This window comes from Pseudonocardia sp. N23 (genome assembly GCF_002583555.1).
GTDB lineage: Bacteria > Actinomycetota > Actinomycetes > Mycobacteriales > Pseudonocardiaceae > Pseudonocardia.
Map to the genome: position 1 here is coordinate 203,091 of NZ_BEGX01000128.1, position 26,331 is coordinate 229,421.

The 26,331-nt window shown below is 71.3% G+C and carries 21 protein-coding genes and 1 pseudogene; 7 read left to right on the forward strand and 15 right to left on the reverse strand.

The features are described from left to right. Nucleotides 1-35: 35 nt before the first annotated feature. Both TOK_RS29075 and mtnA read right to left on the reverse strand, forming a co-directional pair. A complete protein-coding gene (locus TOK_RS29075) occupies nucleotides 36-1,223 on the reverse strand; it encodes an MFS transporter (protein ID WP_098961176.1) in 1,188 nt (395 codons plus the stop codon). Further along, complete coding sequence (gene mtnA, locus TOK_RS29080) at nucleotides 1,220-2,185, reverse strand: S-methyl-5-thioribose-1-phosphate isomerase (RefSeq protein WP_216362144.1); 966 nt, start codon at nucleotides 2,183-2,185, stop codon at nucleotides 1,220-1,222. Before mtnA ends, TOK_RS29075 begins: the two co-directional genes overlap by 4 nt. A 26-nt stretch (nucleotides 2,186-2,211) precedes the next feature. Between mtnA and TOK_RS29085 the strand changes: the two genes are divergently transcribed. Further along, entirely contained in the window at nucleotides 2,212-2,937 is a 726-nt protein-coding gene (locus TOK_RS29085; RefSeq protein ID WP_253258711.1) for a gamma-glutamylcyclotransferase, read from the forward strand. Here TOK_RS29085 and TOK_RS29090 read toward each other — a convergent pair. From TOK_RS29090 to TOK_RS29120, 7 genes are all read right to left on the reverse strand, one after another. Continuing rightward, complete coding sequence (locus tag TOK_RS29090; protein ID WP_098961178.1) at nucleotides 2,909-4,261, reverse strand: MFS transporter; 1,353 nt, start codon at nucleotides 4,259-4,261, stop codon at nucleotides 2,909-2,911. The genes TOK_RS29085 and TOK_RS29090 overlap by 29 nt on opposite strands. 190 nt (nucleotides 4,262-4,451) lie before the next feature. After that, complete coding sequence (locus tag TOK_RS29095; protein ID WP_098961179.1) at nucleotides 4,452-5,594, reverse strand: amidohydrolase family protein; 1,143 nt, start codon at nucleotides 5,592-5,594, stop codon at nucleotides 4,452-4,454. A gap of 79 nt (nucleotides 5,595-5,673) precedes the next feature. Next, the gene (gene groL, locus TOK_RS29100; protein WP_098961180.1) at nucleotides 5,674-7,359 is read right to left on the reverse strand and encodes a chaperonin GroEL; all 1,686 of its coding nucleotides are present in this window, start codon (nucleotides 7,357-7,359) and stop codon (nucleotides 5,674-5,676) included. A 133-nt stretch (nucleotides 7,360-7,492) separates the two neighbouring features. Continuing rightward, nucleotides 7,493-7,867 (reverse strand): propane 2-monooxygenase effector subunit MimD, encoded by a 375-nt coding sequence (gene mimD, locus TOK_RS29105; protein ID WP_098961181.1) that lies wholly within the window; start codon nucleotides 7,865-7,867, stop codon nucleotides 7,493-7,495. Beyond that, nucleotides 7,864-9,051 carry an aromatic/alkene monooxygenase hydroxylase subunit beta gene (locus tag TOK_RS29110; protein WP_098961182.1) on the reverse strand — a complete coding sequence of 396 codons (1,188 nt, stop codon included), beginning with the start codon at nucleotides 9,049-9,051 and terminating at the stop codon, nucleotides 7,864-7,866. Before TOK_RS29110 ends, mimD begins: the two co-directional genes overlap by 4 nt. After that, a complete protein-coding gene (locus tag TOK_RS29115; RefSeq protein ID WP_098961183.1) occupies nucleotides 9,048-10,103 on the reverse strand; it encodes an FAD-binding oxidoreductase in 1,056 nt (351 codons plus the stop codon). The genes TOK_RS29110 and TOK_RS29115 overlap by 4 nt, the downstream gene beginning before the upstream one ends. 102 nt (nucleotides 10,104-10,205) lie before the next feature. Further along, nucleotides 10,206-11,843, reverse strand: a complete 1,638-nt coding sequence (locus TOK_RS29120; RefSeq protein ID WP_172457856.1) for a methane monooxygenase — start codon at nucleotides 11,841-11,843, stop codon at nucleotides 10,206-10,208. Nucleotides 11,844-12,264: 421 nt separating this feature from the next. Between TOK_RS29120 and TOK_RS29125 the strand changes: the two genes are divergently transcribed. The 4 genes and pseudogenes from TOK_RS29125 to TOK_RS29135 all read left to right on the forward strand — a co-directional run bounded on the left by TOK_RS29125 (nucleotide 12,265) and on the right by TOK_RS29135 (nucleotide 16,247). Then, a complete protein-coding gene (locus TOK_RS29125) occupies nucleotides 12,265-14,118 on the forward strand; it encodes a sigma-54-dependent Fis family transcriptional regulator (RefSeq protein ID WP_253258712.1) in 1,854 nt (617 codons plus the stop codon). A 42-nt stretch (nucleotides 14,119-14,160) separates the two neighbouring features. Then, a pseudogene (locus TOK_RS35570) lies at nucleotides 14,161-14,724 on the forward strand (ABC transporter ATP-binding protein); the annotation flags it as partial. 54 nt (nucleotides 14,725-14,778) lie between these two features. After that, the gene (locus tag TOK_RS35575) at nucleotides 14,779-15,063 is read left to right on the forward strand and encodes a DUF4162 domain-containing protein (protein WP_374754945.1); all 285 of its coding nucleotides are present in this window, start codon (nucleotides 14,779-14,781) and stop codon (nucleotides 15,061-15,063) included. Beyond that, a complete protein-coding gene (locus tag TOK_RS29135; protein ID WP_098961187.1) occupies nucleotides 15,060-16,247 on the forward strand; it encodes an ABC transporter permease in 1,188 nt (395 codons plus the stop codon). Before TOK_RS35575 ends, TOK_RS29135 begins: the two co-directional genes overlap by 4 nt. A gap of 60 nt (nucleotides 16,248-16,307) precedes the next feature. On the opposite strand, the gene TOK_RS33625 is transcribed toward TOK_RS29135, so the two are convergent. The 5 genes from TOK_RS33625 to pdxH form a co-directional block, all read right to left on the reverse strand. Further along, nucleotides 16,308-17,117, reverse strand: coding sequence for a hypothetical protein (locus tag TOK_RS33625; protein WP_216362137.1), 810 nt, complete (start codon nucleotides 17,115-17,117; stop codon nucleotides 16,308-16,310). Nucleotides 17,118-17,172: 55 nt separating this feature from the next. Continuing rightward, entirely contained in the window at nucleotides 17,173-18,561 is a 1,389-nt protein-coding gene (locus TOK_RS29145; protein ID WP_098961188.1) for a deoxyribodipyrimidine photo-lyase, read from the reverse strand. A 210-nt stretch (nucleotides 18,562-18,771) separates the two neighbouring features. Continuing rightward, nucleotides 18,772-20,076 carry a citrate synthase gene (locus TOK_RS29150; RefSeq protein WP_098961189.1) on the reverse strand — a complete coding sequence of 435 codons (1,305 nt, stop codon included), beginning with the start codon at nucleotides 20,074-20,076 and terminating at the stop codon, nucleotides 18,772-18,774. Nucleotides 20,077-20,207: 131 nt separating this feature from the next. Further along, a complete protein-coding gene (locus TOK_RS29155; protein WP_374754946.1) occupies nucleotides 20,208-21,476 on the reverse strand; it encodes an MFS transporter in 1,269 nt (422 codons plus the stop codon). 271 nt (nucleotides 21,477-21,747) lie between these two features. Then, nucleotides 21,748-22,419 carry a pyridoxamine 5'-phosphate oxidase gene (pdxH, locus tag TOK_RS29160; RefSeq protein WP_098961268.1) on the reverse strand — a complete coding sequence of 224 codons (672 nt, stop codon included), beginning with the start codon at nucleotides 22,417-22,419 and terminating at the stop codon, nucleotides 21,748-21,750. Between the two features lie 261 nt (nucleotides 22,420-22,680). Between pdxH and TOK_RS29165 the strand changes: the two genes are divergently transcribed. Further along, complete coding sequence (locus TOK_RS29165; RefSeq protein ID WP_098961190.1) at nucleotides 22,681-23,853, forward strand: citrate synthase 2; 1,173 nt, start codon at nucleotides 22,681-22,683, stop codon at nucleotides 23,851-23,853. 59 nt (nucleotides 23,854-23,912) lie between these two features. Here TOK_RS29165 and TOK_RS29170 read toward each other — a convergent pair whose 3' ends face one another. Beyond that, nucleotides 23,913-25,166, reverse strand: a complete 1,254-nt coding sequence (locus TOK_RS29170) for an MFS transporter (protein WP_253258727.1) — start codon at nucleotides 25,164-25,166, stop codon at nucleotides 23,913-23,915. Between the two features lie 137 nt (nucleotides 25,167-25,303). Between TOK_RS29170 and TOK_RS29175 the strand changes: the two genes are divergently transcribed. Further along, complete coding sequence (locus TOK_RS29175; RefSeq protein WP_098961192.1) at nucleotides 25,304-26,302, forward strand: GlxA family transcriptional regulator; 999 nt, start codon at nucleotides 25,304-25,306, stop codon at nucleotides 26,300-26,302. Nucleotides 26,303-26,331: the final 29 nt, after the last annotated feature.

The following is a 26,331-nucleotide window of genomic DNA, read 5'->3' on the forward strand; positions in this document are numbered from 1 at the left end:
AGCGACCCCCGACCGGAGCGTTCGTGCTCGAACCGTCATCTCCGGGCCGGTCTCCGGGCGAACGGGGCGACGAGCAGCAGGAATGCCGTGCCCGCGCCGTAGGCCACGGCGAACCCGAACGGACCGGCGACCGCGCCGAGCCCGACCGCCCCGAGGCCGACGCCCGCGTCGAAGGCGGCGTTCCACAGGGCGCTTGCCCGCCCGTACCCCGCGCGGCCACCGAGCGCGAACAGCTGCACGAGCGAGTCGTTCTGCACCATGCCGAACCCGAACCCGACGAGCAGCGCGCCGACGACGAACAGCGCCTCCCCACCACCGGACGGCAGCGACGCCCCGACCTCGGCCAGCATCCCGACCACACCGAGCAGTACGCCGGGAACCTGCAGCCTCCCGCCCAGGTTCCGGCGGTGTGCCAGCTCCCCGGCCAGGAACCGGCCGACGAGCGTGCCCACGGCCATCGCGAACAGGGCCAGTGCCGCGGCCGCCGCGGTCCCGGTGACCGGCAGGAACGTGATGAGGCCGCCCTGGGCGGTCGCGCAGGCGAGCATGGCCAGCAGCGGGCCGGTCTCGCCGCGCCACCGGGCGGTGTCGGGGACCGCGCCGGAGCCGGCACCGACGATGCCGGCGGTGGCCGCATCGGGGTCGTCGACGGTCACAGCGGCGGGCGACCGGCCGAGACGCATGAACAGCATCAGCGCGGCGCCCAGGAGCGGGAGCGCGCCGGCCGCGAATACCGCGGTGAACCCGAACCAGTCGACGACGGCGACGCCCGTCGGGAGCAGCGCGACCAGCGGCAGCCCGATGGCCAGCCCGAACCGGCTCGCGCCGCGGCTGTGCTCGGCGGGGTCGAGGAGCTCCGCGACGAGCGCGCTGCCCGCGACGGTGACCATGCCGAACCCGACGCCACGCACCGTCGTCACCACGAGCACCGGAGCCAGATCCGACGACAGGGCGAGCAGCGGCGCGGGCGCCCCCATGAGCACCATGCCGACGACCAGCACCCACCGGTGCCCGATCCGGCGCAGCATCCACGGGACGGCGAACTGGGTGGCGACGGTGACGGCCATCAGGACGCCCGTCGTGACGCCGGCGCCGAACGGGCCCGCGCCGCCCTCGGTCACCCACAGGGGGACGATCGGCAGCAGCAGCGAGTAGCCACCGAACGCCAGGACCGTCGCGACGAGCAACAGCCAGAACGTGATGCTCTGCAGGCCCTTCCTCACGTGCCGGGCCGCCAGGTCCTGCGCTCGGTGACGACAGCGGTGACCAGGTCGTGTGGCGTCACGTCGAAGGCCGGGTTCCAGGCCTGCGTCGACGTCAGGACGGTCCCGGTACCGAGCACCTCGGCGGGGTCGCGCTCCTCGATCTCGATGGCGTCGCCGTCGGGGGTGGCGACGTCGACGGTCGACTCGGGCGCCGCGACGACGAACGGGATCCCGGCGCGGGCAGCGGCCAGCGCGAGCGGGTAGGTGCCGATCTTGTTGGCGACGTCGCCGTTCGCGGCGATGCGGTCCGCACCGACGACGACCGCGTCGACGAGCCCGCGGGCGATGATCGACGGGCCCGCCCCGTCGACGACGACCCGGTGCGCCACCCCGATCGAGGCGAGCTCGACGGCGGTGATGCGGGCCCCCTGCAGCAGCGGGCGGGTCTCGTCGGCGACGACGTGGGCGACGCGGCCGTCCTCGTGCAGCGACCGGACGACGCCGAGCGCCGTGCCCCACTCGACGCAGGCCAGCGCGCCCGCATTGCAGTGGGTGTGCAGCCGCAGGGGTTCGCGCCCGCACAGCTCGGTGAGCAGGCCCGCGCCGCGGGCACCGATGGCGTGGCAGGCGGCGATGTCCTCGTCGCGGACCGCGAGCGCCTCGGTGAGGACGGCGTCGGGACCCCGGTCGGCGACCGCGAGCGCGCGCCGGACGCCGACGGACAGGTTGACCGCGGTGGGACGGGCGGCGCCGATGCGGGCGGCGGCCTCGGCGAGGGCGTCACCGTCGAGGGTGCGCGCGGCGAGCGCCACCCCCAGCGCGCCCGCCACCCCCAGCGCGGGGGCGCCACGGACGACGAGGCGGCGGATGGCGTCGACGACGCCGTCGACCGTCGTCACGGAGACGGTGCGCAGGCGCGGCAGGGCGGTCTGGTCGAGCATCTCGATCCGGCCGTCCGCCCAGGAGATCGTGGGGGGCAACACCGGAACAGCCTAGGCTCGCGCTGATGGACGGGGTGTACGCGGACGAGAGATTTCCCGCCGACCCCTACCCGGGCGCGGTGCCGCCGACGTCGTTCGTGCACGTCGACAGGACGGGGTTCCCGCTCGTCGCGGGCCAGGTGGGGGGCCAGCCGATCGACCGCTGGCTCACCGCCCGCGGGACGCCGCCGACCTCGGACCGGATGGCTGTGCTCGCCTACGGCTCCAACCGGAACCCGTCGAAGATCAGCTGGCTGCGCGAGTTCCTCGGGCTGGGCCGGGAACCGGTGGTCGTGCTGCGGGTGCGCACGCACGGGTTGGCCGCGGTGTGGGCACACGGGCTGCGCACGCGTGACGGGGCCCGGCCGGCGGTGCTGGCTGCGGCGCCGGGCGTCGAGGAGCAGCACGCGGTGTGGCTGGCGACCCCGGAGCAGGTCGCGGTCCTCGACGTGTGCGAGGGCGCCTCCCGCGAGGGTGACGGCCGCTACCGCCTGGCCCGGCTGCGCACCGGGGACGTCCGCACCGACGAGGGGACGCTCCTGCCGGAGGTCCGCGCCTATGTGGGTGCGACGCCGATCCGCCGGCCGCTGCTGGTCGACGGCGCGGTGGTGCGCTGTGTCGCAGGATGCCGCACGGTCGCTCGGCGGGGAGCCCGCGCCGTCGGACGGTCTCAGGTACTCGTGAACGGCGACAGCCGCTGCAGCGGCTGTCGCCGCCCACAGCTCAGGCCGTCGTCGACACCGAGGTCGTGACCGCGCCCGGCAGCGGCTTGCCCGCACTCTCCTTGACGACGAAGACCGCCGCCAGCGAGAGCAGCGACGCCACCGCCAGGTACACGCCGGGGAAGGCGTTGTTCCCCGTGGAGGTGACCAGCCAGGCGAGGATCGCGGGCGCCGTACCACCGAAGATCGACGTCGAGATGTTGTACCCGATGGAGAAGCCGCCGTAGCGCACCTCGGTGTCGAACAGCGCCGGCAGCGTCGCCGACATGGTGCCGAGCAGCATCACCAGCAGCAGCGCGAGGATGACCAGGCCGAGGACCGTGCCCCACGCCGTCGACGAGTCGAGCAGCAGGAACGCCGGGTAGGACAGCACGATGAAGCCGATGCACGACGTGATGATCAGCGGCTTCCGGCCGATCCGGTCGGACAGCGCGCCGACCGGGATGATCACGAACATGATCACCAGCATCATGCCGAGCACGTAGAGCAGCGCGGGCGTCGCCTCGAGCTCGAGCGTCGTCTGCAGGTAGGTGGGCATGTAGAACAGCACCGTGTAGACGGCGACGTTGTAGAACAGCACCAGGCCGATGCACACGAGGATCGGGCGCCAGTGCTTGGTGAGGACGTCCTTGAGCGGCGAGTCCGAGACCTCGGCCTTCTCCTCCAGGGCCTTGAAGGCCGGGGTGTCCTCCAGCTTCGACCGCAGCCACAGCCCGACGAGGCCGAGCGGGCCCGCGACGAGGAACGGGATGCGCCAGCCCCAGGCGTGCATGGCGGCGTCGGACAGGCTGACCTCGAGGATCGTGACCATGCCCGCGGCCAGCACGAAGCCGCCGGTCGTGCCGAACTCCAGGAAGCTGCAGTAGAAGCCGCGCTTCTTGTCGGGGGCGTACTCGGCGATGAACGCGGCCGCGCCGCCGTACTCACCACCGGTCGCGAACCCCTGGACCAGCCTGATCAGGATCAGCAGGACCGGTGCACCCCAGCCTGCGACGGAGAACGTCGGCAGGCAGCCGAGCAGGAAGCTGGCGCCCGACATCGTGACGATCGTCATCGCCAGGACCTTCTTGCGCCCGATGCGGTCGCCGAGCGGTCCGAGGACGATCCCGCCGAAGGGCCGGACCAGATAGGCGACCGCGAACAGCGCGAGGACGAGACCGACGTTCGAGGCGTTGTCGCCGCCGAGGATGCTCGCCGCGATGTAGACGGTCACATAGCTGTAGATGCCGTAGTCGAACCACTCGACGAGGTTGCCCATCGCCGCCGCGCCGACCGCTTTGCGGACGGTCGCCTCCGGTACCTCGCTCTGCGCCGGACCGTCCTGCCGATGTTCGGCTTCGCCGGTCGTGGACATGCCTTACCTCCCCGAGAGCCGCCCCGCGTCGAGCGGGGCGATGACGACCGGCGCTCGGGAGCACGGGCGAGCGCGTCGGCGACGACGGCCCGGTCCTGATCGACGGCCGGCGTCGCCGAGCACGGCGACACCGCGGAGGGCGTACCCCCTTTCGGACGCGTCCACACACCGCCCGGCCGTCGGGCAGGTGTCAGGAGCCGGCGCCGGGCCGCATCGCGGCGGGGGCGGCGGGCATCGCGCCCGCGGGCAGCGGGATGCGGTACATCCGCGCGGCGTTGCCACCGAGGATGGCGTGCCTGCCCATGTCGTCGAGGTCGGCGTAGCGCCCGCACAGCTCGTCGGGGAACCGGAAGTCGACGAGCTCCCGGACCAGGCGCGCGGGCCTGATCAGCGGGTATCCACTCCCGAAGAGCATGCGGTGCACGCCGAACGCCTCCAGCAGCGACCCGAACGCCCGGGCGGCCTCGACGCGGTGCAGCCGCAGCCCGGCCAGCAGTTCGGTGAGCAGGACGTGCACGTTGGGCAGCCGGGCGAGACGGCACAGGCTCGCCGTCGGCATGCAGGCCGCACCCAGCACGAACTGGACGCGGGGCAGTGCGGCGGCGAGGTCGCGCAGCTGGACGGGGTCGAAGCCGCCCTGCCCCGCGGAACGGTCGGGCGAGCGCACCGGCAGGGCGGACCCGGCACGGACGGGGTGTGCCCAGTCGGGCCAGCGCCGGGGGCGGGCGGCTGCCGCGGCGACGTCCGCGCGGCGCGGGATGGCCCAGCCGGGCACCCCCGGCCACGACGGTGTCGACGGCCCCACCCCGAGGTGGACGACGGTCGCGCCGGACTGCTCGGCCCGGGCCAGGACCCGGCGCAGCCACGGCTCCCCCAACGGGATCCGGGCGCCGGGCCGGTGCACGGGCGCGAGGTGCAGGCCGCGGAGGTCGGCGTTGCGGACCCGGGCGGCGAGGCCCCGCGCTCCCGCCGACCCGAGTGCCGGGTCGACCTCCCCGGTGAGCACGAACCGGCCGGGGAGCTCCTCGGACAGCTCGGCGTGCCAGGCGGTGGGGCTGAACCCGAGCACGAACAGGTCGTCGAGCGTCAGCGGCTGCAGCACGGCCCTGTCGACGTGCCCGCCGATGACGTCGGCCCGCAGGCTCTCGCGGGTGACCTGGGCGAACTCGTCGGCGCCGACGGCGTTGGGCTGCCGGTCGAGCAGCCGGTGGCGCCGGTACAGCTCGGCGACGTAGGCCTCACCGGACGGGCCGGCCTGGTTGGACGGGCTGCCGTCCCACGCGTGCACCTGGGCGTCGACGACGACGAAGTCGGCGGTCGCGGTGCGGTACATCGTGGCCTCCTCCCGGCATCCGTCGTCGACCCGGCCCGCCCGCCCCGGCGTGAGGTCCGGGGCGGGACGGGGCGTCGGGTCAGCCCATCGACGGGCCGAGGCCCATCGACTGCGGGGTGGACGAGTCGGGCGAGGGCTGCGGGATGCCCTCGTCGAGGGGCCCGTACTCGGTCATCAGTGCCTTGTTCCACGGCGTCTGCTCCTCGGCCACCAGCGAGTTGGTGGTGAGGATCAGGCCGGCGACCGACGCGCCGTTCTGCAGCGCGGACCGCACGACCCGCAACGGGTCGATGATGCCCAGGTCGATCATGTTCCCGTAGCGGCCCTCGAGAGCGTCGAAGCCCTCGTCGACGCCCAGGTCGGTGACCTGCTTGACGACGTCGGCGCCGTCGTAGCCGGCGTTGGTGGCGATGAGGTGCACCGGCTCGGTCAGCGCACGGCGGACGATCTCGACGCCGATCTCGTAGTCGCCGGAGACGCTCAGCCCGTTGAGGACCTCTTCGGCGTGCAGCAGCGCCGACCCACCGCCCGCGACGATGCCCTCGGCCATCGCGGCCCGGGTCGCCTGCAGCGAGTCGTCGACGCGGTGGCGGATCTCCTTGAGCTCGGCGTTCGTGGGAGCCCCGACGGAGATGATCGCGGCCTTGCCCGACAGCCGCGCGATGCGGTCGCCCAGCCAGTCCTCGTCGGTGCCGATCGTGGCCCGGTTCATCTCGGCGCGCAGCTGGCTCAGCCGCAGCTCGACGGCCTCGCGCGGGGCGGCGCCGCCGATGATCGCGGTGTGCTCGTTGGTGGCGCGGACCTGCGTCGCGCGGCCGAGGTGCTCGACGGTGATCTGCTCGAGCGAGAACGACGACGCCTTGGAGTGGACCTTCGCCCCGGTCAGGGCGGCCATGTCCTCCAGCAGGTGGATTCGCTTCTCACCGAAGCCGGGGGCCTGGATGGCGGTGACCTTGAGGTGGCCGTTGACGTGGTTGTGCACCAGCATCTGCAGCGCGGTGCCCTCGACCTTCTCCGCCACGATGACCAGCGGCCTCGGGTCACGCATCACGCGCTCGAGCATCGGCATGAGCTGGCGGACGTCGTTGATCTTCTCGGCCGACAGCAGGATGTACGGGTCGTCGAGGACGGCGAGCATCTGGCCGGGGTCGGTCACCAGGTACGGCGACACGTAGCCGTTGTCGAACTCGAAGTCCTCGACGAAGTTCACGGTGAGGCCGAGCGTGGGGCCGTCGTCGACGGAGATGACGCCGTCGTCGCCGACGGTGTAGAGCGTCTTCGCGACGACGGTGCCGATGGACTCGTCGTCGTTGGCGGAGATGGCCGCGACGCGGGACAGGTGCTCCAGGCTGTCGACGGGGTGTGCCACCCGCGACAGGTGCTCCACGATCGCCGCGACGGCCATGTCGATACCGCGCTTGACGAGGACGGGGTTGCCGCCGCGGGTGATGGCCTTCATGCCCTCGCGGACGATGGCCTGCGCCATGACCGTCGCCGTCGTCGTGCCGTCGCCGACGGTGTCGTTGGTCTTGATCGCGGCTTCCTTGAGGATCTGCGCGCCCATGTTCTCGAACGGGTCACGCAGGTAGATCTCACGCGCGATGGTCACACCGTCGTTGGTGACCTCGGGGGTTCCGGTGATCTTCTCCAGAATGACGTTGCGCCCCTTGGGGCCCAGCGTGGACTTCACGGCCTCGGCGAGTTGGTCGACGCCTGCCTGCAGCAGGTCGCGGGCTTCCTGTCCGAACTTCAGTTCCTTGGCCACAAGGCCCTCCTGGACTCAGATCTCTACAAAGCTGCGCGGGGTGAGAGAAAGGGTGGAACGGCCCGGGTCGCCGGCCGCGCCGGCGTGCGCGGTCGGCGACCCGGGGATGGTGACGTCGAGGCGCCCTACGGGGTCAGCTGACCTCGGGCGGCAGCATGTCGCCGATGAACTCGGCCGCTTCCTCGAGATTCCCGAACATGACCGTCCGGTCGTCCATGTGGATCATCTTGCCGTAGTGCGTGGACATGTTCTCCTCGAACTCCGAGGCGTCGTAGAAGCCGGGCTCCTCGCCCAGCGCCTCCGAGATCTCGTCGTAGACGAAGTCCATGCGCCCGACGCAGTCCACGCGGATCATCGAGGGGAGCTGCGTCACGGTGACGTTCTCCTGCTTCGACATGACGTCCGCGACAACGACCCCGACCTGGTTGTTCATCAGGGTCACGCCGGCCTTGCCGGACGGGGTGTTGTCAGCCTTGAACGGGCTCTCTGCCGTCTTGAAACTGGTCACAGGTTCAGCTCCTTCGGGGCTTCCAGGCCGAGATCGGAGACGATTCCGGCGAACCGGTTCTTGGCGCGGTCGAGGCTGTCCTCGAATCGCGGGGGCTTGGCATCGGGCAGCGACCAGATCGGCTGCAGGGCGCGAGCCGCCTCGAGCGCCTGCGGCACCCAGTGCGACAGCCAGCCCTGCATGAGCTGCTTGTTGTGGTCGGCGAACTCGCGGTCCTGGGTCAGCGGACCGAAGCAGGCCTGCGTCCAGCGGAGGTCGCGCTGAGCGAAGTCGTACTCTGCCGCACCCATCACCGTCGGGGTGACGAAGTCGCCGTTGCCGGCCGCGGCCTGCATCACGAGCTGCGACCGGAAGAGCTCACCGATCAGCGGCTCGAAGACGACGTTCGCGGCGAACATCATCTCGCCCCAGTCGTCGTCGACGGCCGTGAGCGCCTCGGTCACCTTGCGGACGCCCTGCCAGGCGGCGTCGTTGTTCCAGGCGTCGAGGTGAGCGGTTCCGTCGAAGCCCTCGACCTCCTCGCTCAGAGTCAGGTTGTACAGCGCGAGGTCCTGGGCGAACCGGATCTTGTGCATGCTGTTCACCGCGATGGCGGTGTTGTGCATGTTCGTGGGCGCGGACCGGTTGCACGCGGCGAACACGTACAGGCCGAGGATGTGCTCGACGTGCATCCACGCACCGACGTTGCGCTCGACGAACTGCACCCAGTTGGGGGTCCACTGGTCGAACGCCTTCGACATCCGGGCGTTCTCGATGTTCTGGTTTACCTGGCGGACGACGTTCGCGTTGTAGCGGTAGAACGTCATCTCCCATTCTTCGTTGGGGTCACGGAACTCGTGCCAGCCGTGGGCCGGCCAGTCCGCGACGTGACGCCCGCCGGAGCCGGGGCCGCGCTCGGGCTCCGGCTCGTCGACGCCCCAGGCCTTGAGCTTCGTCCAGGTCAGCGGGTAGCCGCGGGATCCGTCCGCGAAGCCGTAGATCCAGCCCTGCGAGAGGTAGTGACGCGGGTCCGGCTGGACGTCGACGGTGACGTCCTCGTAGTGCGTCTGCTTCCGCTTGGCAGGCTTGTAATAGTTGTAGCGGCGTGCGCTCGCGCTGGAGTCGGGGAATTCCTGGGCGCCGGCCTCGGCGTCGGTGAAAGTAGGCTTCGGAACGCTGCGTTCCGGACGTTGAGTGGTCGTCATTGGCCGTCCTCGCCTCCTTGTTCACCGGTGGTGGTGAACTTGTCGTAGAAGATGTTCTGCTCAGGCACACCGAGTGCCTCGAGCACCGGGATCGCCGCGTCCACCATCGGCGGCGGTCCACAGACATAGGCGTCCCGCCCGGCCAGGTCGGGTTCGAGCCGCTTCACCACATCGGTGATCAGCCCGACCTCGCCCTGCCAGTCGTCGCCGTCCGCCGGCTCCGACAAGGCTGGGACGTACCGGAACTTCGGGATCCGCTCTTCGAGCGCCCGCAGTTCCTCCTCGAAACACAGGTCCCGCTGCCCACGGGCCCCGTAGTAGAAGACGGCCTCACGCTCGACCCCTCGATCCGCCATCGAACGCAGCAGACCCAGAACCGGAGCCAGCCCCGCCCCGCCACCGACGAAGATCAGTGGCGAGTTGCGGCTCTCGCGCAACGTGAAGGTCCCGAAGGGCCCCTCCACGTCGAGCCGGTCGCCGACCGAGACCTTTTTGGCGAGGAACTCCGAGAACAGACCATCGGGGTAGATCTTGATGACGAACTCGAAGTGTCCTTCGCGGCCCGGAACGTTCGCCATGGAGAACGAGCGGCTCTCCTCGGTGCCCGGCACCATCAGATCGAGGTACTGACCGGGGAAGAACTTGATCTCCTCCGGTTCGAGGAGCTTCAGGACGAGATGCCGCATGTCGTGCGTGACGGCCTCGTTGGAGACCACCTCCGCGACGCCCTTCTTCAGCGGCAGACCGCCCCGGATGATTTCCTCGTCGTAGTTGAGGAGCTCGATGACCAGGTCCTCGTACGCGTGTGCCCGGCACAGGAGGGTCGAGCCCTCCTCCTTCTCGTAGTCCGGGAGCGCGAACGTCGAGTACGAGTCGTAGTCGATGTCCTCGCCCTCGAGCACGAAGGACTTGCAGGCGGCGCACTGGCCTTCCTTGCATCCGTGCATGAGCTGGACACCCTGCTCGGCTGCGGCACGAAGGATGTTCTGGTCCTCGTCGACCTCGATCTCGATGCCCACCGGCTCGAACCGCACGATGTGCTTCTTACCCATGACTCCCTTTACCGGTCGACCAGCTTCATGAACTGAATTCGGGCTGGCAGAGGAAGGGCCGACGGTGGCGCCGCCGGCCCTTCCCCCTCACCTGACCCGCGCTCAGGCGTTCTCAGGTGCCGGTCGTCCGGCGGGACCCTGACGGATGTAGTCAGCGTGGAACGCCGCCTTGCCGGCGTCGTCCATCTCGTTGAGCAGCACGTTCGGGCTGCCCAGCGGGGGGCAACGCCGCATGTGATCGAGAGTCCACATCTTCTTGGGGTCGAGGTTGAGATGCGGCTGCGCCGTCATCGTCTTCCCGTCGTCCCGAACGAAGCCCATGTCGGAAACGACATCGGCCCAGTTCCAGCCGTGGTACAGGGTCTCCCACTCGCGGTGGCCGACCAGGCGACCCATGTTCGGGGTCTCGCGCCCCTGGTACGTCGGGCGGAAGGCCTCGACGTCCGTCCAGCGGCAGACCTCGTGGCAGTACGTACGGGTGACCCCGTCGACGTCGGCCATGACCATGTCCTCACGGACCAGACACGGGACCATGCAGGTCCAGCAGCGGGCCGGGTAGACGTAGTCGACGTCCTCGAAGACGATCGGGTTGTGCCCGTTCGGCGTGGCGAGGCGGTTGTAGTTCTCCCACCACTTGCCGTACTTGTCGTACCAGCCCGGGTACTTGTACTCGAACCACTCGAAGTCCTCGTCGGTCATGCCGTCGATACGCCAGTAGTTGGCGAGCCAACCGGTGGCGAAGAACTGCGCGACCTCGTGGACGTAGCCCTTCTCCCAGATCTGCTTCCACGACTCTTCGATCAAGTCGTGCGGGATGACCAGGCCGTACTTCTCGAGCGGGATCAGGTATGCGCGGTAGTAGTCGTCGTAGATCCAGCGGCGCCACATCTCCGCGTAGGACTCGCGGTCCTTGCGGCGGTCCTTCGTGCCGTACTCGATGAAGGTACCGATCGCGGCGTCGACGACGCGGTGGTTGTTCCACCACGCGTAGCGCAGGTCGCGCTCGAGCAGCTGGCGGTTGTCCTCGTCCGACAGCGCCATGAGCAGGGTGGCGTAGCCGTTGGAGATGTGCCGCGACTCGTCGGACTGCACCGAGTGGAAGACCGTCGGCAGCAGGTAGTCGCCGTTGGCGGCTGCTTCTGCCGGCATGGCCACGAACAGCGTGTTGGTGAACGCCGTCTCGGCCACGATGGTCAGGTAGATCGACGCCGCGGTGATCGCGTCACCGGTGATGAACCCCTCGGCGAACTGACGGCCGATGGTGCCGCAGTAGTCGCTGTGGAAGTTCCGCAGGCTGTTGTTGAAGCCCGCCGGGTCGATGTAGTTGTTCATGTACAGGCGCTTCAGGTTCTGCTGGATCGTCGAGTGACGGACCTCGTCGATCATCTGAATGGCCTGGCCGTTGTGCAGCTCCGGGTTCGGAACCACGTGGAACAGCATCGGCATCGACCGTGCGGCCGAGACCTCCGGCAACGGAATGATGCTGAGGAACAGCTTCTGCCACTCCAGCCAGCGCTCCTGCACCTGGCGGAACATGTTGCCGCGAATCGCGCCGTCGGAGGCGCCGTAGACGCGGTGGTCCTTCTCTTCCTGCATGGGGAAGTAAGACCGCAGGACCTGCTTGAGCGGGTCCTTCTTCGCGGCCTTGCGGAAGGTGTAGTCGGTTCCGTACTTCATGTACGGCTCGTGGTACTGCGGCTCCCAGGAGAGTTCCTGGATCTTCTGGTGAGCCTTAGCCAGACTCTGCCGACTCACATCGTCTCCTCACGTGGTGGGTATCGGGTTCGACGCGCGGACCGCATCGACACCCACTGCCCTCGCGGCCTCGTAGCCGCCGGCTGCTGGCAATGCCGCCGGGGCGTCTCGTGACCGCGAGCCCGTGCCTTCACCGGGAGACAGCGCGGGCGCCCTCGGTGGCGGCTCGGACACGAGCGGAGGTGATCAAGGGTTTCGCGGGTCCCAGAACCACTGCCTCTCGTGCCGGGAATCACACCCCCGCTGGGCCTGACCTGCGGTCTCAATATGAGACGGTGGGTGGTTCACGGGCCCCTATCGTTCGTCTCGTCCGGGCGGTACCGTCCGGATCGATGGCTCCTGCCGCGAAGACGTGGCAGGTGGCTGCATCCAGGAGGGCAACCGATTGGGCCACTCGGCGGAACACGTGAACACCCGTCCCACGCAGTCGGCCGACGCCGACAGCGACGTGGCAAGGGTGCCGGTCGGTGCTGCGGCCGCCCGGGTCGCGGAGGCCCGTTCCGCCTTCCTCACCGACGACAACGTCGAGCCCGGTGTCGTCCGTGCGCCCATCCTCGCGTCGTGGACGCGGTCCCGGAACTTCCAGGTCCCGGTCGACCACCTCGACCTGCCCTACGAGACCGAGTTCGACATCGACTCCCTGCTCAGGCGGGCCGCCGGGCCGATCCTCACCGAGACGAGCGACCAGCTCGCCACCGAGCCGGTCAGCGTCATCCTGTGCGACGACGAGGGAGTCGTCCTCGACCGACGCAGCGGCGACAGCAAGCTCAACCAGGGGCTCGACCGGATCTGGCTCGCCCCCGGCTTCAGCTACGCCGAGCGCTACGTCGGCACCAACGGCATCGGCACCGCCCTGGAGGGTCGGGGCCCCGCACTGGTGTTCGGCCACGAGCACTACGTCGAGCACCTCGAGGACTTCGCCTGCGCGGGTGCCCCGATCCGGCACCCGGTCAGCGGCAAGCTCATCGGCGTCATCGACCTGACCTGCTGGCGACGTGAGGCGAACCGGATGATGGTCGCCGTCGCGACGAACATCGCCCGGCGCATCGAGGAGACCCTCCTCGAGCACTCCGGCCGCCGCGAGCTCTCCCTGCTCCACGACTACCTGGCCGCCTGCCAGCGCAACCGCGGCGCCGTCATCGCCATGGGTGACGACCTGCTGATGATGAACGACCAGGCCCGCCAGCTCGTCGACCCCAACGACCAGAGCTCGCTGCTCTCCCACGGCGCCGAGGCACTCGCCACCGGCCGTCGCCGGCAGCTGCTCGTCGACCTGCCCAGCGGTGCCATCGCCCGCGTGCAGACGCGCCCCAGCTGGGGCGAGCACGGCGTCACCGGCGGGGTGCTGCACGTCCAGCTCGTGTCGGCCGACACCGCGCCGACACGCTCGCTCTCGCTGCCCCCGCCCACGTCGCTGCCCGCCGCCGTCGGCTCCGGTCCGTTGTGGACGAAGTGCGTGCAGGCCGTCGACCGGCACCTCCAGGCCCGCGAGTGGCTCGTCCTGGAGGGCGAGCCCGGCTCCGGCAAACGCACCCTCGCCCGCGCCACCCACCAGCTGCGCAACCCCGCCGCCCACCTGCGGGTCATGGACGCCTCCGACTTCGGCCCGCGCTGGCTCTCCGACGTCGGCGAGGAGCTCGAGACCGGCAACGGCGGCACCCTCGTGCTCTGCCACGTCGACTCGCTCCCGCCCGAGGCCCTGCGCGCCCTCGGCGACGTGCTCGAACCCCACCGGGAGTCGACCGACCCCGAACGGCCCTGGGTCGTCGCCACCGTCGACCGCGCGCACGCCGACACGGCCGTCGACATGATCGAGCTGCTCGACTCGTTCCCACGGACCATCGAGGTACCGCCGCTGCGGCACCACATCGAGGACGTCGCAGAGCTCGTCCCGCACCTCATCGCCCGGCTCACCCGCGGCGCCGACCTCACCTGCTCCCCCGAGGCCATGCGCGTCCTGATGCGCAACCGCTGGCCCGGCAACGTCGACCAGCTCTACCAGGTGCTCCGCAAGATCGTGGCGCGCAAGCGGTCCGGCACCATCGCGCCGGCCGACCTGCCCGCCGAGACCCGGGCCACCACCCGGCGCGTGCTCACCCCGCTCGAGGCCATCGAGTGCGACGCCATCGTCGACGCGCTGCTCGACACCGACGGCAACAAGGCCGAGGCCGCCCGCCAGCTCGGCATGTCGCGCGCGACGATCTACCGCAAGATCCGCGGCTACGGGATCTCGTTGCCGCAGTTGGCCGACTCGCGCTGACACGGCCTGCCCGGTTCCACCCGTCCCGATAGGGTTCCCCCCATGCTCGAGATCGGGGGGATCAGCAAGAGGTTCGGCCAGGTCCAGGCTCTGGACCAGGTCACCTTCACAGTCCAGCCCGGGGAGCTCTTCGGGTTCGTCGGCAGCAACGGGGCCGGCAAGACCACCACGATGAGGATCGTGCTCGGCGTCCTGACCGCCGACGGCGGCGAGGTCCGGTGGAAGGGCAGGCCCATCGACGCCGACGTGCGCCGCCGGATCGGGTACATGCCCGAGGAACGCGGGCTCTATCCGAAGATGAAGGTCGGCGAGCAGCTCGAGTACCTCGCCCGCCTCCACGGCCTCGCCGCCGCCGACGCCCGCGCCTCCGTCGAACGCTGGACCTCCCGGCTCGGGGTCGAGGCCCGGATCCGCGACGAGGTGCAGAAGCTCTCCCTCGGCAACCAGCAACGCGTGCAGCTCTCCGCCGCCCTCGTCCACGACCCCGAGGTGCTCGTCCTCGACGAGCCGTTCTCCGGGCTCGACCCCGTCGCCGTCGAGGTCATGAGCACCGTGCTGCGCGAGAAGGCCGACGCCGGGGTGCCGGTCATCTTCTCCAGCCACCAGCTCGACCTCGTCGAACGGCTCTGCGACCGCGTCGGGATCATCTCGGGCGGCCGCATGGTCGCCGCCGGCACCGTCGACGAGCTGCGCACCGGCAACGCCGAACGCATCGACGTCTCCGGACCTCCGCCCGGCTGGGCCGACGCGCTACCCGGTGTCCGTGTCCTCGAGTCGGGGCAGCACACCACCCGGGTCGAGCTCGACGGCACCTCCGACCAGGACGTCCTGCGCGCCGCCATGGCCGCCGGCCCCGTCCACTCCTTCGCCCCCCACCGACCGCCGCTCACCGAGCTCTACCGCGACGTCGTCGCCGCCCCCGCCGCCACCGAGGAGGGCGCGTGACCGCCCCGCTGACCCCCGGCCGGGCCGTCATGCTCGTCGCCCGCCGCGAGTTCACCACCCAGGTGCGGTCCAAGAGCTTCGTCATCGGCCTGCTCGTCACCATCGCGATCTTCGCGATCTACATCGCGCTGTTCAGCTTCATCGGCAGCCAGAGCTCCAGCAACAGCCTCGGCGTCACCTCGTCCACGGCCGCGCTCGAACCCGCGCTGCAGGCCGCCGCGAAGGCCCAGGACCGCACCCTCACGATCACGCAGGTCGACCGCGCCGCCGGCGAGGCCCAGGTCGCGAACGGCGACCTCGACGCCCTCTTCGACGGCAGCCCCGGCAGCTACTCCTTGCTCGGCAAGGACACCGTCGACTCCTCGCTGCAGCAGCTGGTCGCCGGCACCGTCCAACAGGCGACGCTCACCGACGCCCTCACCTCCGCCGGCCAGGACCCGGCCGCGGTCGCCGCCCGCGGCACCGTCACCGTCGACACCCAGGAACCGCTCGATCCCGAACGCGGGCAACGCCTCGTGCTCGCCATCGTCGTCGCCGTGCTGCTGTTCATGTCGCTCGTCGGCTACGGCAGCGCGGTCGCCCAGGGCGTCGTCGAGGAGAAGTCCAGCCGCGTCGTCGAGCTCCTGCTGTCGACGATCCGCCCGGTGCACCTGCTCAGCGGCAAGATCCTCGGGCTCGGCCTGGTCGGACTCGTCCAGCTGCTGATACTCAGCGCCATCGGGCTCGTCGGCGCGCTGACCGTCGGCATCCTCACGATCCCCACCGCCGCCGCGGGCGCGCTCGTGTCCGCCGTGATCTGGTACCTGCTGGGCTTCTTCCTCTACGCCTCGATCTACGCGGCCGCCGGGTCGCTGGTGTCGCGGCAGGAGGAGCTGCAGTCGACCGTCGCGCCGATCATGTTCCCGCTGTTCATCCCGTTCATCTTCGCCGTGAGCGTGCTGCCCAACGACCCGCGCAACACCCTCGGCACGATCCTGTCCTTCATCCCACTGTTCTCCCCGACGCTGATGCCCGCCCGTGCCGCGATGGGTGTCGCACCGATGTGGCAGGTGCTCGTCGCGATCGGCCTGACGATCCTGGCGATCATCGGGGTCGTCCTGCTCGCGGCCCGCATCTACCGGAACTCGGTGTTGCGCACGGGCTCCCGCGTCGGCCTGCGCGAGGCCCTGCGCTCGCGCAGCTGACCTCCGCCGCGCGCGACCCCACAGCTCCCGGCACAGCCGTGGGGTTGCGCGCCGCGTCTCTCAGGCCTTGCGACGCTTGGGCTTCCACTCCGTGAAGCCTGCCCGGGTCGCGGCCTCCGCCGAGGAGAACCACGCCTCGGCCTTGGTCCTGCCGTAGTACGGGCTCGCCGGGGTGTGGAAGAGCATCGAGTCGGCGTTGCCCTTGATCGTGTACTCGGGGCCGGGTGCCGAACCGTCGGGCAGTGGCACCGCCGACCCGGGGCCGAAGGGCTCCTCGGGCGATGCCGCGGGCGTGGCGACGAGCGTCCGCGCCCCGATCGGCTGCTCCGCCTCCGCGGGCCCCGCCGCGGCTGGATCCGGTCCACCCGCGCCCGCGGCTCGTGGCCCGGCTGCAGCCTGCTTGTCGGCGGCCTTCGCAGCCGCAGCCGCGTCCCTTGCGGCTTTCTGCTCCGCCGCAATCTGCTCAGCGGCCTTCTGCTCAGCGGCCTTCCGCTCCGCGGCCTTCTGCTCAGCGGCCTTCTGCTCAGCGGCCTTCTCCGCGGCCGCCCTCTCCGCGGCCTTCCGGTCTGCCGCCTTCTCCGCGGCAGCCGTCTGCTCGGCGTGCCCGGCGCCCTGTGCGACCGTCGGGACCGTCGCAGCCGCGGCACGGAGGGGCGTCACGGTCGCGGACGGGGCGTCGACAGCCGGCTCGGCCGGCCGCAGCTCAGCGGGCGAGGGGGCGCCGGGCGCGGCGGCGGCCACACCGTCGCCGGGCCCGGGGGCGGGCGTCGCCGTCGCGAACCGGCGGTAGGCGACCCACCCACCACCTGCCCCGAGCAGCAGCGCGGGAAGGATCCACCGGCGGCGTCGCCGGGTCGACTCGTCGGCCATCAGGTGCCTCCGTTCCGGACGTCACCCGAGCCTAGAGGGGCCGTGATCCACTTTCTCAGCGACGGGCCGCTTTCACCCTCTCGTAGCGGGCGAGAGCCTCCTCGCGCTCGGCCTTGTGGTCGACGATCGGCTCCGGATACCCGGCAGGAACACCGTCGGGCAGCTTCCAGGGCTGGTGGACGGCCTTGCCGGGCACGGCGGCGAGCTCGGGCACGAACTTTCGTACGTAGCGACCGTCGGGGTCGAACCGTTCCCCCTGCGTGATCGGGTTGAAGACGCGGAAGTAGGGGGAGGCGTCGGTACCGCTCCCGGCGGTCCACTGCCAGCCGTGCTGGTTGGACGCGAGGTCGCCGTCGACGAGCAGCCGCATGAAGTGCCGGGCTCCCCACCACCACGGTAGGTGCAGGTCCTTGACCAGGAAGCTGGCGACGATCATCCGGACCCGGTTGTGCATCCAGGCCTGCTCGCGCAGCTGCCGCATCCCGGCGTCGACGATCGGGAAGCCGGTGCGGCCCTCCTGCCAGGCGGCGAACAGCTCGTCGGCCTCCTCGCCCGAGGCGGTGGGCAGCGCGTCGAAGGACCTGTCGTAGTTGCGCCGCGCGGAGTCGGGCCGCTGGTGGAGGACGTCGGCGTAGAACTCACGCCAGGCGATCTCGGTGCGGTAGGTCTCGGCCGAGTCGGAACGCTTGCGCGACAGGTCGTGCAGCATCGTCCGCGGGTGGATGCAGCCCCACTTCAGGTACGGCGACATCCGCGAGGTGCCGGCGACGTCGGGGCGGTCGCGGCGCTCGCCGTAGTCGTCGACGTCGTCGTCGCGGAAGGCGGCCCACCGCACGAGGGCGGCGTCCTCACCGGGGTCGGGCAGGGTGGAACCGACGGCCTCGTCCTCGGGGATGCCCACCGCCCGGGGCCCGCCGTCCTTCCCGGTGGGGTCGATCCACCCGACGGTGGCGGCCGAGGTATCGGCGGGGCCGCGCCAGCCGTGCCGGGCCCAGGCACGCCGGAACGGGGTGAAGACCTTGAAGGGGTCGCCGTCGTCCTTGGTGACGCGCCCGGGTGCCACGGCGTAGGGCGAGCCGGTGCGGACGAGCTCCCGGCCACCCGCGGCGAGCGCCTTCTCGACGTCCTCGTCGCGGCGGACGCCGTAAGGGCCGAAGTCGGCGGCGATGTGCACCGCCCTGGCGCCGACGGCCGCGGCGACGCGGGGCACGACGTCGGCGGGATCGCCACGCACGACGAGCAACCTGCCGCCGAGCGCCTCGCCGAGTGATCGCAGGCAGCCGTACATGAACGTGCGCCGGGCGGGGCCCGACGGGTCGAGCAGCGCGGGGTCGAGGACGAACAGTGCGAGCGCGGCGGGGCCGGTGTCGGCCGCGGCGAGGAAGATCGGCTGGTCACGGACACGCAGGTCGCGCCGGAACCACACGACGGAGTCGGCACCCATGCGCCGACGCTAGCGGCGACCTGCCGCCGCCGCGCGCCGGGAGAACGTGCCCAGGACGTGTGCGGGTTCGCACACCGAATCGAACGAACGGCCTTTCACGCAACTCGGTGGCGCGACTGTGCCGTTCGTTCGCCGGGTCGGCTTGCCGGACACGACGCGGCCCGGGCGGCGTGACCATGCCGTCCGGGCCGTGTGAGGAAGAACCCTGCGTCAGCGCTCGCTCATCGCGACGTAGTTCTGCTCGGTCGGGCCCGTGTACAGCTGACGCGGGCGACCGATCTTGGTCTGCGGGTCGTTGATCATCTCCCGCCAGTGCGCGATCCAGCCGGGAAGCCGGCCGAGCGCGAACAGGACCGTGAACATCCGCGTGGGGAAGCCCATCGCCCGGTAGATGACGCCGGTGTAGAAGTCGACGTTCGGGTAGAGCTTGCGCTCGACGAAGTAGTCGTCGGCGAGCGCCTTCTCCTCGAGCTTCATCGCGATGTCGAGCAGCGGGTCACTCACGCCGAGGGCCTTGAGGACCTCGTCGGCGTTCTGCTTGACGATCTTGGCGCGCGGGTCGTAGTTCTTGTAGACCCGGTGCCCGAAGCCCATCAGCTTCGCGCCCTGCTCCTTGTTCTTGACCCGCTCGACGAAGGCGTCGACGTTGCCGTCCTCGACGTCCTTGATGCGGGTGAGCATCTCCAGGACGGCCTGGTTGGCGCCGCCGTGCAGGGGACCGAAGAGGGCGTTGACCCCGGCGGAGATCGAGGCGAAGAGGTTGGCCTGCGAGGAGCCGACGAGCCGGACCGTCGACGTGGAGCAGTTCTGCTCGTGGTCGGCGTGCAGGATCAGCAGCGTGTCGACGGCCTTGGCCATGACCGGGTCGATCTCGTAGGGCTCCGCGGGGAAGCCGAACGTCATGCGCAGGAAGTTCTCCACCAGGCCCAGCGAGTTGTCCGGGTAGAGGAACGGCTGGCCGACGGACTTCTTGTAGGCGTAGGCCGCGATGGTGAAGACCTTGGCCATCAGGCGCACCGTCGACAGCTCGACGGCGTCGTCGTCGAACGGGTCGAGGCTGTCCTGGTAGAAGGTGGACAGCGCGCTGACCGCGCTCGACAGGACCGGCATCGGGTGGGCGTCCCGGGGGAAGCCGTCGAAGAAGCCCTTGAGGTCCTCGTGCAGCAGGGTGTGCCTGCTGATGTTGCTGGTGAACGAGTCGAGCTGCGCCTGCGTGGGCAGCTCGCCGTAGATGAGCAGGTAGCTGACCTCGAGGAAGCTGGACCGCTCGGCCAGCTGCTCGATCGGGATGCCCCGGTACCGCAGGATGCCGGCGTCGCCGTCGATGTAGGTGATCGCGGACGAACAGGCGGCGGTGCTGTTGAAACCCGGATCGAACGTGGTCAGGCCGGCCTTGCCGAGGAGTTTGCTGACGTCGACCGCAGCCGCGCCCTCGGTCGCGGAATGGACCGGCATCTCGAACTCGCCGCCTGGGTAGTTCAGGACAGCGCTGTCGCCGGCGGACTCGGTTGCCATGTGGAGGTTCCCTCTCACACTCGTGGACATCGGTTATGTGTCAACCCACTTGCAACGCTAGACCGCCGGAGCGGATCCGCAGCGCCCGAGAGAGGTGGACGTGCGTCACTCCCCCTGGGCGAGGACGCGTCTCAGCCGGATGCGGGGCCGCGGTAGCGCCAGAACTCCGGGAACCGCGCGATGACGACGACCACTCCGACGATGACGGCGACGCCGCCGACGGTGGCGGCGAGGCCGGGGCCGACGGCCGCGGCGGCGGAGCCGTGCCAGAGGTCGGCCAGCCGCGGCCCACCCGCGACGACGACGATGAACACGCCCTGCATGCGGCCGCGCATCTCGTCGGTGGCGACGGTCTGCAGCATCGAGGAGCGGTAGACGGAGCTGACGAGGTCGCCCGCGCCGGCGACGGCGAGGAACAGGACGGCGATCCACAGCGAGCCGGTGAGCCCGAACAGCGCGACGCCCGCACCCCACACGACGACGGCCGCGACGACGGCGACGCCCTGGCGGCGGATGCGTTGCAGCCATCCGGAGAACAGGCCGGCGATCACCATGCCGACGGGGATCGCCGCGAACAGCAGGCCGAGCGCGACGCCCCCGCCGGGCGGGTCACCGAACGTCTTCTCCGACATCTCGGGGAACACGACGCGGGGCATGCCGAAGCCCATGGCGACGACGTCGACGAGGAACGACACGAGCAGGATCTTCTGCGTCGCGGTGTACCGGAAGCCGTCGAGGACGTCGCGGATGCCGGCGCGCCTGCAGGTACCCCTGTCAGGCGGGACGGGCGGCAGCTTCCAGGTCGCCCAGAGGGTGGCGAGCAGCGCGCAGGCGTCGATCAGGTAGAGCGTCGACAGCCCGACGACGGGGATGAGGACGCCGGCGAGCAGCGGTCCGGCGACGGCGCCGAGCTGGAAGACGGTCATGTTGAGCGCGTTGGCGGCGGGCAGCTGGTCGGCGGGCAGCAGGCGCGGGATGACGGCGTTGCGGGTGGGCTGGTTCATCGCGAGCATCGCCGACTGCACGGCGAGCAGCGACAGCACCACCCAGACGTTGCCGGCGCCGGTGGCGGAGGTGACCCACAGCGCGAGCGAGGTCGTCGCGATCCCGGCGCCGGTGAGCATCAGCAGGACCCGGCGGTCCATGACGTCGGCGATCGCGCCGCCCCACAGGCCGAACACGACGAGGGGGACGAGACCGAAGAGGCCGGTCAGCCCGACGTAGGCCGACGAGCCGGTGAGCTGGTAGATCTGCGTCGGCACCGCGACGACGGACAGCTGCGCGCCGATGACGGTGACGGCGCCCGCGCCCCACAGCCGCCGGTAGGCGGGGGTACGCAGCGGGGTGGTGTCGGCGAGGGTGCCGCGGATGAGGGCGCCGATCCGGCGGGTCGGCCCCACCGCGACGGGAACCGTCGGGCCGTCGCCGGCGGGCAGCCGATCCGTGGGCTCCCGCTCCTGCGCGTCAGGACGACGCAGGTTGCGGGTGGGGGGCTCCGGTGGGCTGCCGGGCCGGCTGGACTCGTCGGGGCCGGGCACGATCACCGTCCCAGCCTGACATGCCGCCCCGGCCCGGGCCCGCGGGTTCGTGTGCCGCAACCATCCATCCGGGCACGGACCACGCGGCGGCGACAACCGTGCGCCCCCGATGAGACAGACGTCACCAGGGTCGTCAGGGGGCGAGCCGGCGGACCCGCCACGTACGGTCGTCGCGGTCGCGGTCGCGGTCGAACCGGAGCCGGTCGTGGAGCCGGTCGCGGCGGCCCTGCCAGAACTCCACCCGGTCGGGCACGATCCGCCAGCCGCCCCAGTGCGGGGGCCGCGGCACCGGCTCGCTCTCGGGGAAGCGACGTTCGGTGGCGACGCGGGCGTCCTCCAGCGCCAGGCGGCTGCTGACGACGGCCGACTGCGCCGACGCCCAGCCCCCGATCTGGGCGCCGCGCGGGCGGCTCGCCCAGTAGGCGTCGGACTCCTCCGGCGCGACCTCCTCGACCTCGCCGCGGACGTGGATCTGGCGGTGCATCGCATAGAGCGGGAACGTCGCCGACGCCGCGCGCGTCAGCCGCATGTCGTGGCTCTTCGCCGAGGTCAGGTTGGTGTAGAGGACGACGCCGCGCTCGTCGACGCCCTTGCACAGCACGGTGCGCGAGGCCGGGCGGCCGCGCTCGTCGGCCGTGGCGAGGACCATCGCGTTGGGCTCGGGCAGGCCCGCGTCCAGGGCAGCGGCGAGCCAGCGGGTGAGCTGCTCGTGCCATGTCGGCGCCAGGTCCGCCACGTCGAAACCGGCCGTGTCGTAGTCGACGCGCAGCGCCGCGAGCACCACCGAAGCGGTCGGATCGGACATCGTCTCCTCCGTCGACGACACACGTCGTCGCTGGTCAGGCCCCTGGTAGGGCCGTTTCGGTGATCGAGACCACCCGGGTCCCAGGTTGCCTGTGCACCCTGCCCGAGGGCAGTGTTGCCCAACCACGGTAACCATCAGACCCGGGCCGTGGCAGGCAGGCATGTCCGGACCACCTTCCGGACACGCCCGCGGACGCACGACGGCGCCACCCGGCGCCGCACCGCGATCCGCGTCGCCGGGGGACGACTTCGAGGAGGACGCGTGGCGACTGCGCCCACCGCGCCGGCAGGACCGGCCCCTACGGATGGATCCGACGTTCCTCCGCCCCCGCCGGGCTTCAAGTCCGGCCTCGAGGGGCACATCGCCTTCCGCACCCAGATCGCGGAGCCGGACAAGGACGGTGGGGCGCTGCGCTACCGCGGCGTCGACATCGAGGACCTCGTCGGGCGGGTCACGTTCGGCAACGTCTGGGCCCTGCTCGTCGACGGCCGGTTCGGCGACGGGCTGCCGCCCGCCGAGCCGTTCCCGATCCCGGTGCACACCGGCGACGTGCGGGTCGACGTGCAGGCCGCGCTGGCGATGCTGGCGCCGTACTGGGGCTACCGCCCGCTGCTCGACATCGACGACGCCGAGGCCCGCGACCAGCTCGCCCGCGCCTCGGTGATGGCGCTGTCCTACGTGGCGCAGTCCGCACGGGGGATCGGCGTGCCCGCGGTCCCGCAGAGCCGTGTCGACGAGGCGTCGACGATCACCGAGCGCTTCATGGTCCGCTGGCGCGGCGAGCCCGACCCTGCGCACGTGCGTGCCGTCGACGCCTACTGGGTGTCGGCCGCCGAGCACGGCATGAACGCGTCGACGTTCACCGCCCGCGTGATCGCCTCGACCGGTGCCGACGTCGCGGCGTCGCTGTCGGGCGCCATCGGCGCGATGTCCGGCCCGCTGCACGGTGGCGCCCCGGCGCGGGTGCTGCCGATGATCACCGAGGTCGAGAAGACCGGCGACCCCGAGGGTCTCGTGAAGGGGATCCTCGACCGCAAGGAGAAGCTCATGGGCTTCGGGCACCGGGTCTACCGGGCCGAGGACCCGCGTGCGCGAGTGCTGCGCCGCACCTGCAAGGAGCTGAACGCGAGCCGCTACGAGGCAGCCGCCGGCCTGGAGCAGGCCGCGCTGTCGATCCTGCGGGAGCGCCGCCCGGACCACCCGATCGAGACGAACGTCGAGTTCTGGGCGGCGGTGATCCTCGACTTCGCCGAGGTGCCGCCGCACATGATGCCCGCGATGTTCACCAGCGCCCGGACCGCAGGCTGGTCGGCGCACGTCCTCGAGCAGAAGCGCGAGGGCAAGCTGGTGCGCCCGTCGGCCCAGTACATCGGCCCGGGTCCGCGGAGCCCCGAGGACGTCGAGGGCTGGGACACGGTGGGCCGCAAGGCCTGACCGGCGTCCGACCGGCCCGACCGCCGCCGGGGCTCCTCCCCGCGGCGCCGGTCGGGTCGTCACGCCGGCGCGGTGCCGACCTGGTCCGTCGTCCGGCGCGAGGTCCTGATCGAGATCGACATGACCGCCGCGAGCACGCAGAGGACCGCGCCGCCGTACCAGGCGACGTCGTAGCTGCCGAGCGCGTCGCGGATCAGCCCCGCGACGAGCGCCGCGAACGCCGCACCGACCTGGTGGGCGGCGAAGATCCAGCCGAAGACGACGGCGGCCTGCGCGCCGAACACCTGCCGGGTCAGCGCCAGCGTGGGCGGGACGGTCGCGACCCAGTCCAGGCCGTAGAAGATGACGAACGCGAGCATGCTGGCCTGCAGGTCGGTCCCGAACAGCGGCGGCAGGACGGCGAGCGAGACGCCACGGCCCGCGTAGTAGATGCCGAGCAGGATGCGGGCGTCGACGCGGTCGGTGAGCCAGCCCGAGCAGACGGTGCCGACGAGGTCGAACACCCCGACCAGGGCGAGCAGTCCGGCGGCGGTCGTCGCGGGCATTCCGTGGTCGTGCGCGGCGGGCACGAAGTGCGACTGCACCAGCCCCGCGGTGGTGGCTCCGCAGATGAAGAAACCACCCATGAGAAGCCAGAACGTCGGGACCCGGGCGGCGTTGCGCAGGGCGTCGATCGCGATGCGGGCCGCGCCGGAGCGCAGCGGGTCGACGACGTCGGCGGGGGTGCCGCCGTAGGGCAGGACGTCGATGTCGGACGGCCGGTCCCGCATCAGCAGCAGTACCAGGGGCACGACGCCGAGCGCGACGAGCGAGGTCGTCAGCGCGGCGGGGCGCCAGCCCGACGACGTCGCGATCCAGGCGATGAGGGGCAGGAAGACCAGCTGGCCCGCGGCGCTGGCGGCGGTGAGCAGCCCGGACACGAGCCCGCGGCGGGCGACGAACCAGCGGCCGACGACCGTCGCCACCAGTGCCATCGCCATCGACCCGGTACCGAGCCCGACGACGACGCCCCACAGCAGGATGAGCTGCCACGCCGCCGTCATGAAGACGGTGAGGCCACTGCCGACCGCGACCAGCAGCAGCGCGCAGGCGACGACCCGGCGGATGCCGAAGCGCTCCATGAGGGCCGCCGCGAACGGCGCGGTCAGCCCGAACAGGGCGAGGTTCACCGACAGCGCGGCCGAGATGGTTCCGACGGTCCAGCCGAACTCCTGGTGCAGCGGCTCGATGAGCACGCTCGGCGTCGACCGGAAGGCCGCGGCACCGAGCAACGCCAGGAAGGTCACGACCGCGACGCCCCACGCGGGGTGGATGCGGTGGCGGTGCGGGTCGCGCGCGGCGGGTCCGGCGGTGCCGACCTCGGGGACGGTGTCGCTCACGTCGGACAGCCTGCGGTTCGCCGCCGCGGAACACCAGTGGCCCGACAGCCACATTGTGAAAGAATCCGGCCATGACGCAAGTTCATCAGGTCGCGGTGCTGGCCCTGCACGACGTCGTCGCGTTCGAGCTCGGCCTGCCGCACCGGCTGATGGGCAGCGCGGTCGACGACGACGGCACCCCGCTCTACGAGGTCCGCGTCGCGACGCTCGACGGTGGGCCGATCATGTCGTCGGCGGGGTTCGAGGTGCTCCCCCGGTTCGACGTCTCGATCCTGGAGGGTGCCGACACCGTCGTGATCCCCGGCCACTACAGCGGCCCGGCCATGCGCGGCGAGCCCATCGACGACACCCTGCGCAGCGCCCTCGCCGCCGCCCACCGCCGGTCGCGGATCGTCTCCATCTGCACGGGCGCGTTCGTGCTCGGTGCGGCCGGCGTCCTCGACGGCCGCCCGGCCACCACCCACTGGCTGCACGCCGCGCGGTTCCGTCGCCTCTACCCGCAGGTCGACCTCGACCCCGACGTGCTGTTCGTCGACGACGGCGACGTCCTCACCTCCGCCGGCAACGCCGCAGGCATCGACCTGCTGCTCCACGTCATCCGCCGCGACCACGGGGCCGACGTCGCCAACCGGGTCGCGCGCCGCACCGTCGTCGCCCCGTGGCGAGACGGCGGCCAGGCCCAGTTCGCCGAGGAGCCGCCGGTCCCCGACGTCGACGGCGACACCGGCCCCACCCGGGCCTGGGCGCTGACCCGCCTCGGCGACCCGCTCACCCTCGCCGACCTGGCAGGACACGCCCGGATGAGCGTCCGCAGCTTCACCCGGCGCTTCCGCGACGAGACCGGGGAGAGCCCGCAGCGCTGGCTCGTCGGCCGCCGCCTCGATCTCGCACGGCGACTCCTGGAGACGACGGACCTGCCCGTCGAGCAGGTCGCCACCCGCGCGGGCTTCGGGACCACGACGTCACTGCGCCAGCACCTGCACACCGCGCTCGGCATGGCGCCCCTCGCGTACCGCCGCGTATACCGCGGTACACCCGTGGTGTCGTCGGTCACGAAAGCCGCCGGCTGACGGCCCCGCCGCCCCGGAGCCGGGCGGCG

Bases quoted from the DNA above. Each gene is read 5' to 3' on its own strand.
- TOK_RS29085 (WP_253258711.1), top strand. From the start codon at position 2,212: ATGGACGGGGTGTACGCGGACGAGAGATTTCCCGCCGACCCCTACCCG.
- TOK_RS29090 (WP_098961178.1), bottom strand. From the start codon at position 4,261: ATGTCCACGACCGGCGAAGCCGAACATCGGCAGGACGGTCCGGCGCAG.
- TOK_RS29095 (WP_098961179.1), bottom strand. From the start codon at position 5,594: ATGTACCGCACCGCGACCGCCGACTTCGTCGTCGTCGACGCCCAGGTG.
- TOK_RS29110 (WP_098961182.1), bottom strand. From the start codon at position 9,051: ATGACGACCACTCAACGTCCGGAACGCAGCGTTCCGAAGCCTACTTTC.
- TOK_RS29115 (WP_098961183.1), bottom strand. From the start codon at position 10,103: ATGGGTAAGAAGCACATCGTGCGGTTCGAGCCGGTGGGCATCGAGATC.
- TOK_RS35575 (WP_374754945.1), top strand. From the start codon at position 14,779: ATGGTCGCCGCCGGCACCGTCGACGAGCTGCGCACCGGCAACGCCGAA.
- TOK_RS33625 (WP_216362137.1), bottom strand. From the start codon at position 17,117: ATGGCCGACGAGTCGACCCGGCGACGCCGCCGGTGGATCCTTCCCGCG.
- TOK_RS29145 (WP_098961188.1), bottom strand. From the start codon at position 18,561: ATGGGTGCCGACTCCGTCGTGTGGTTCCGGCGCGACCTGCGTGTCCGT.
- TOK_RS29150 (WP_098961189.1), bottom strand. From the start codon at position 20,076: ATGGCAACCGAGTCCGCCGGCGACAGCGCTGTCCTGAACTACCCAGGC.
- pdxH (WP_098961268.1), bottom strand. From the start codon at position 22,419: ATGTCCGATCCGACCGCTTCGGTGGTGCTCGCGGCGCTGCGCGTCGAC.
- TOK_RS29175 (WP_098961192.1), top strand. From the start codon at position 25,304: ATGACGCAAGTTCATCAGGTCGCGGTGCTGGCCCTGCACGACGTCGTC.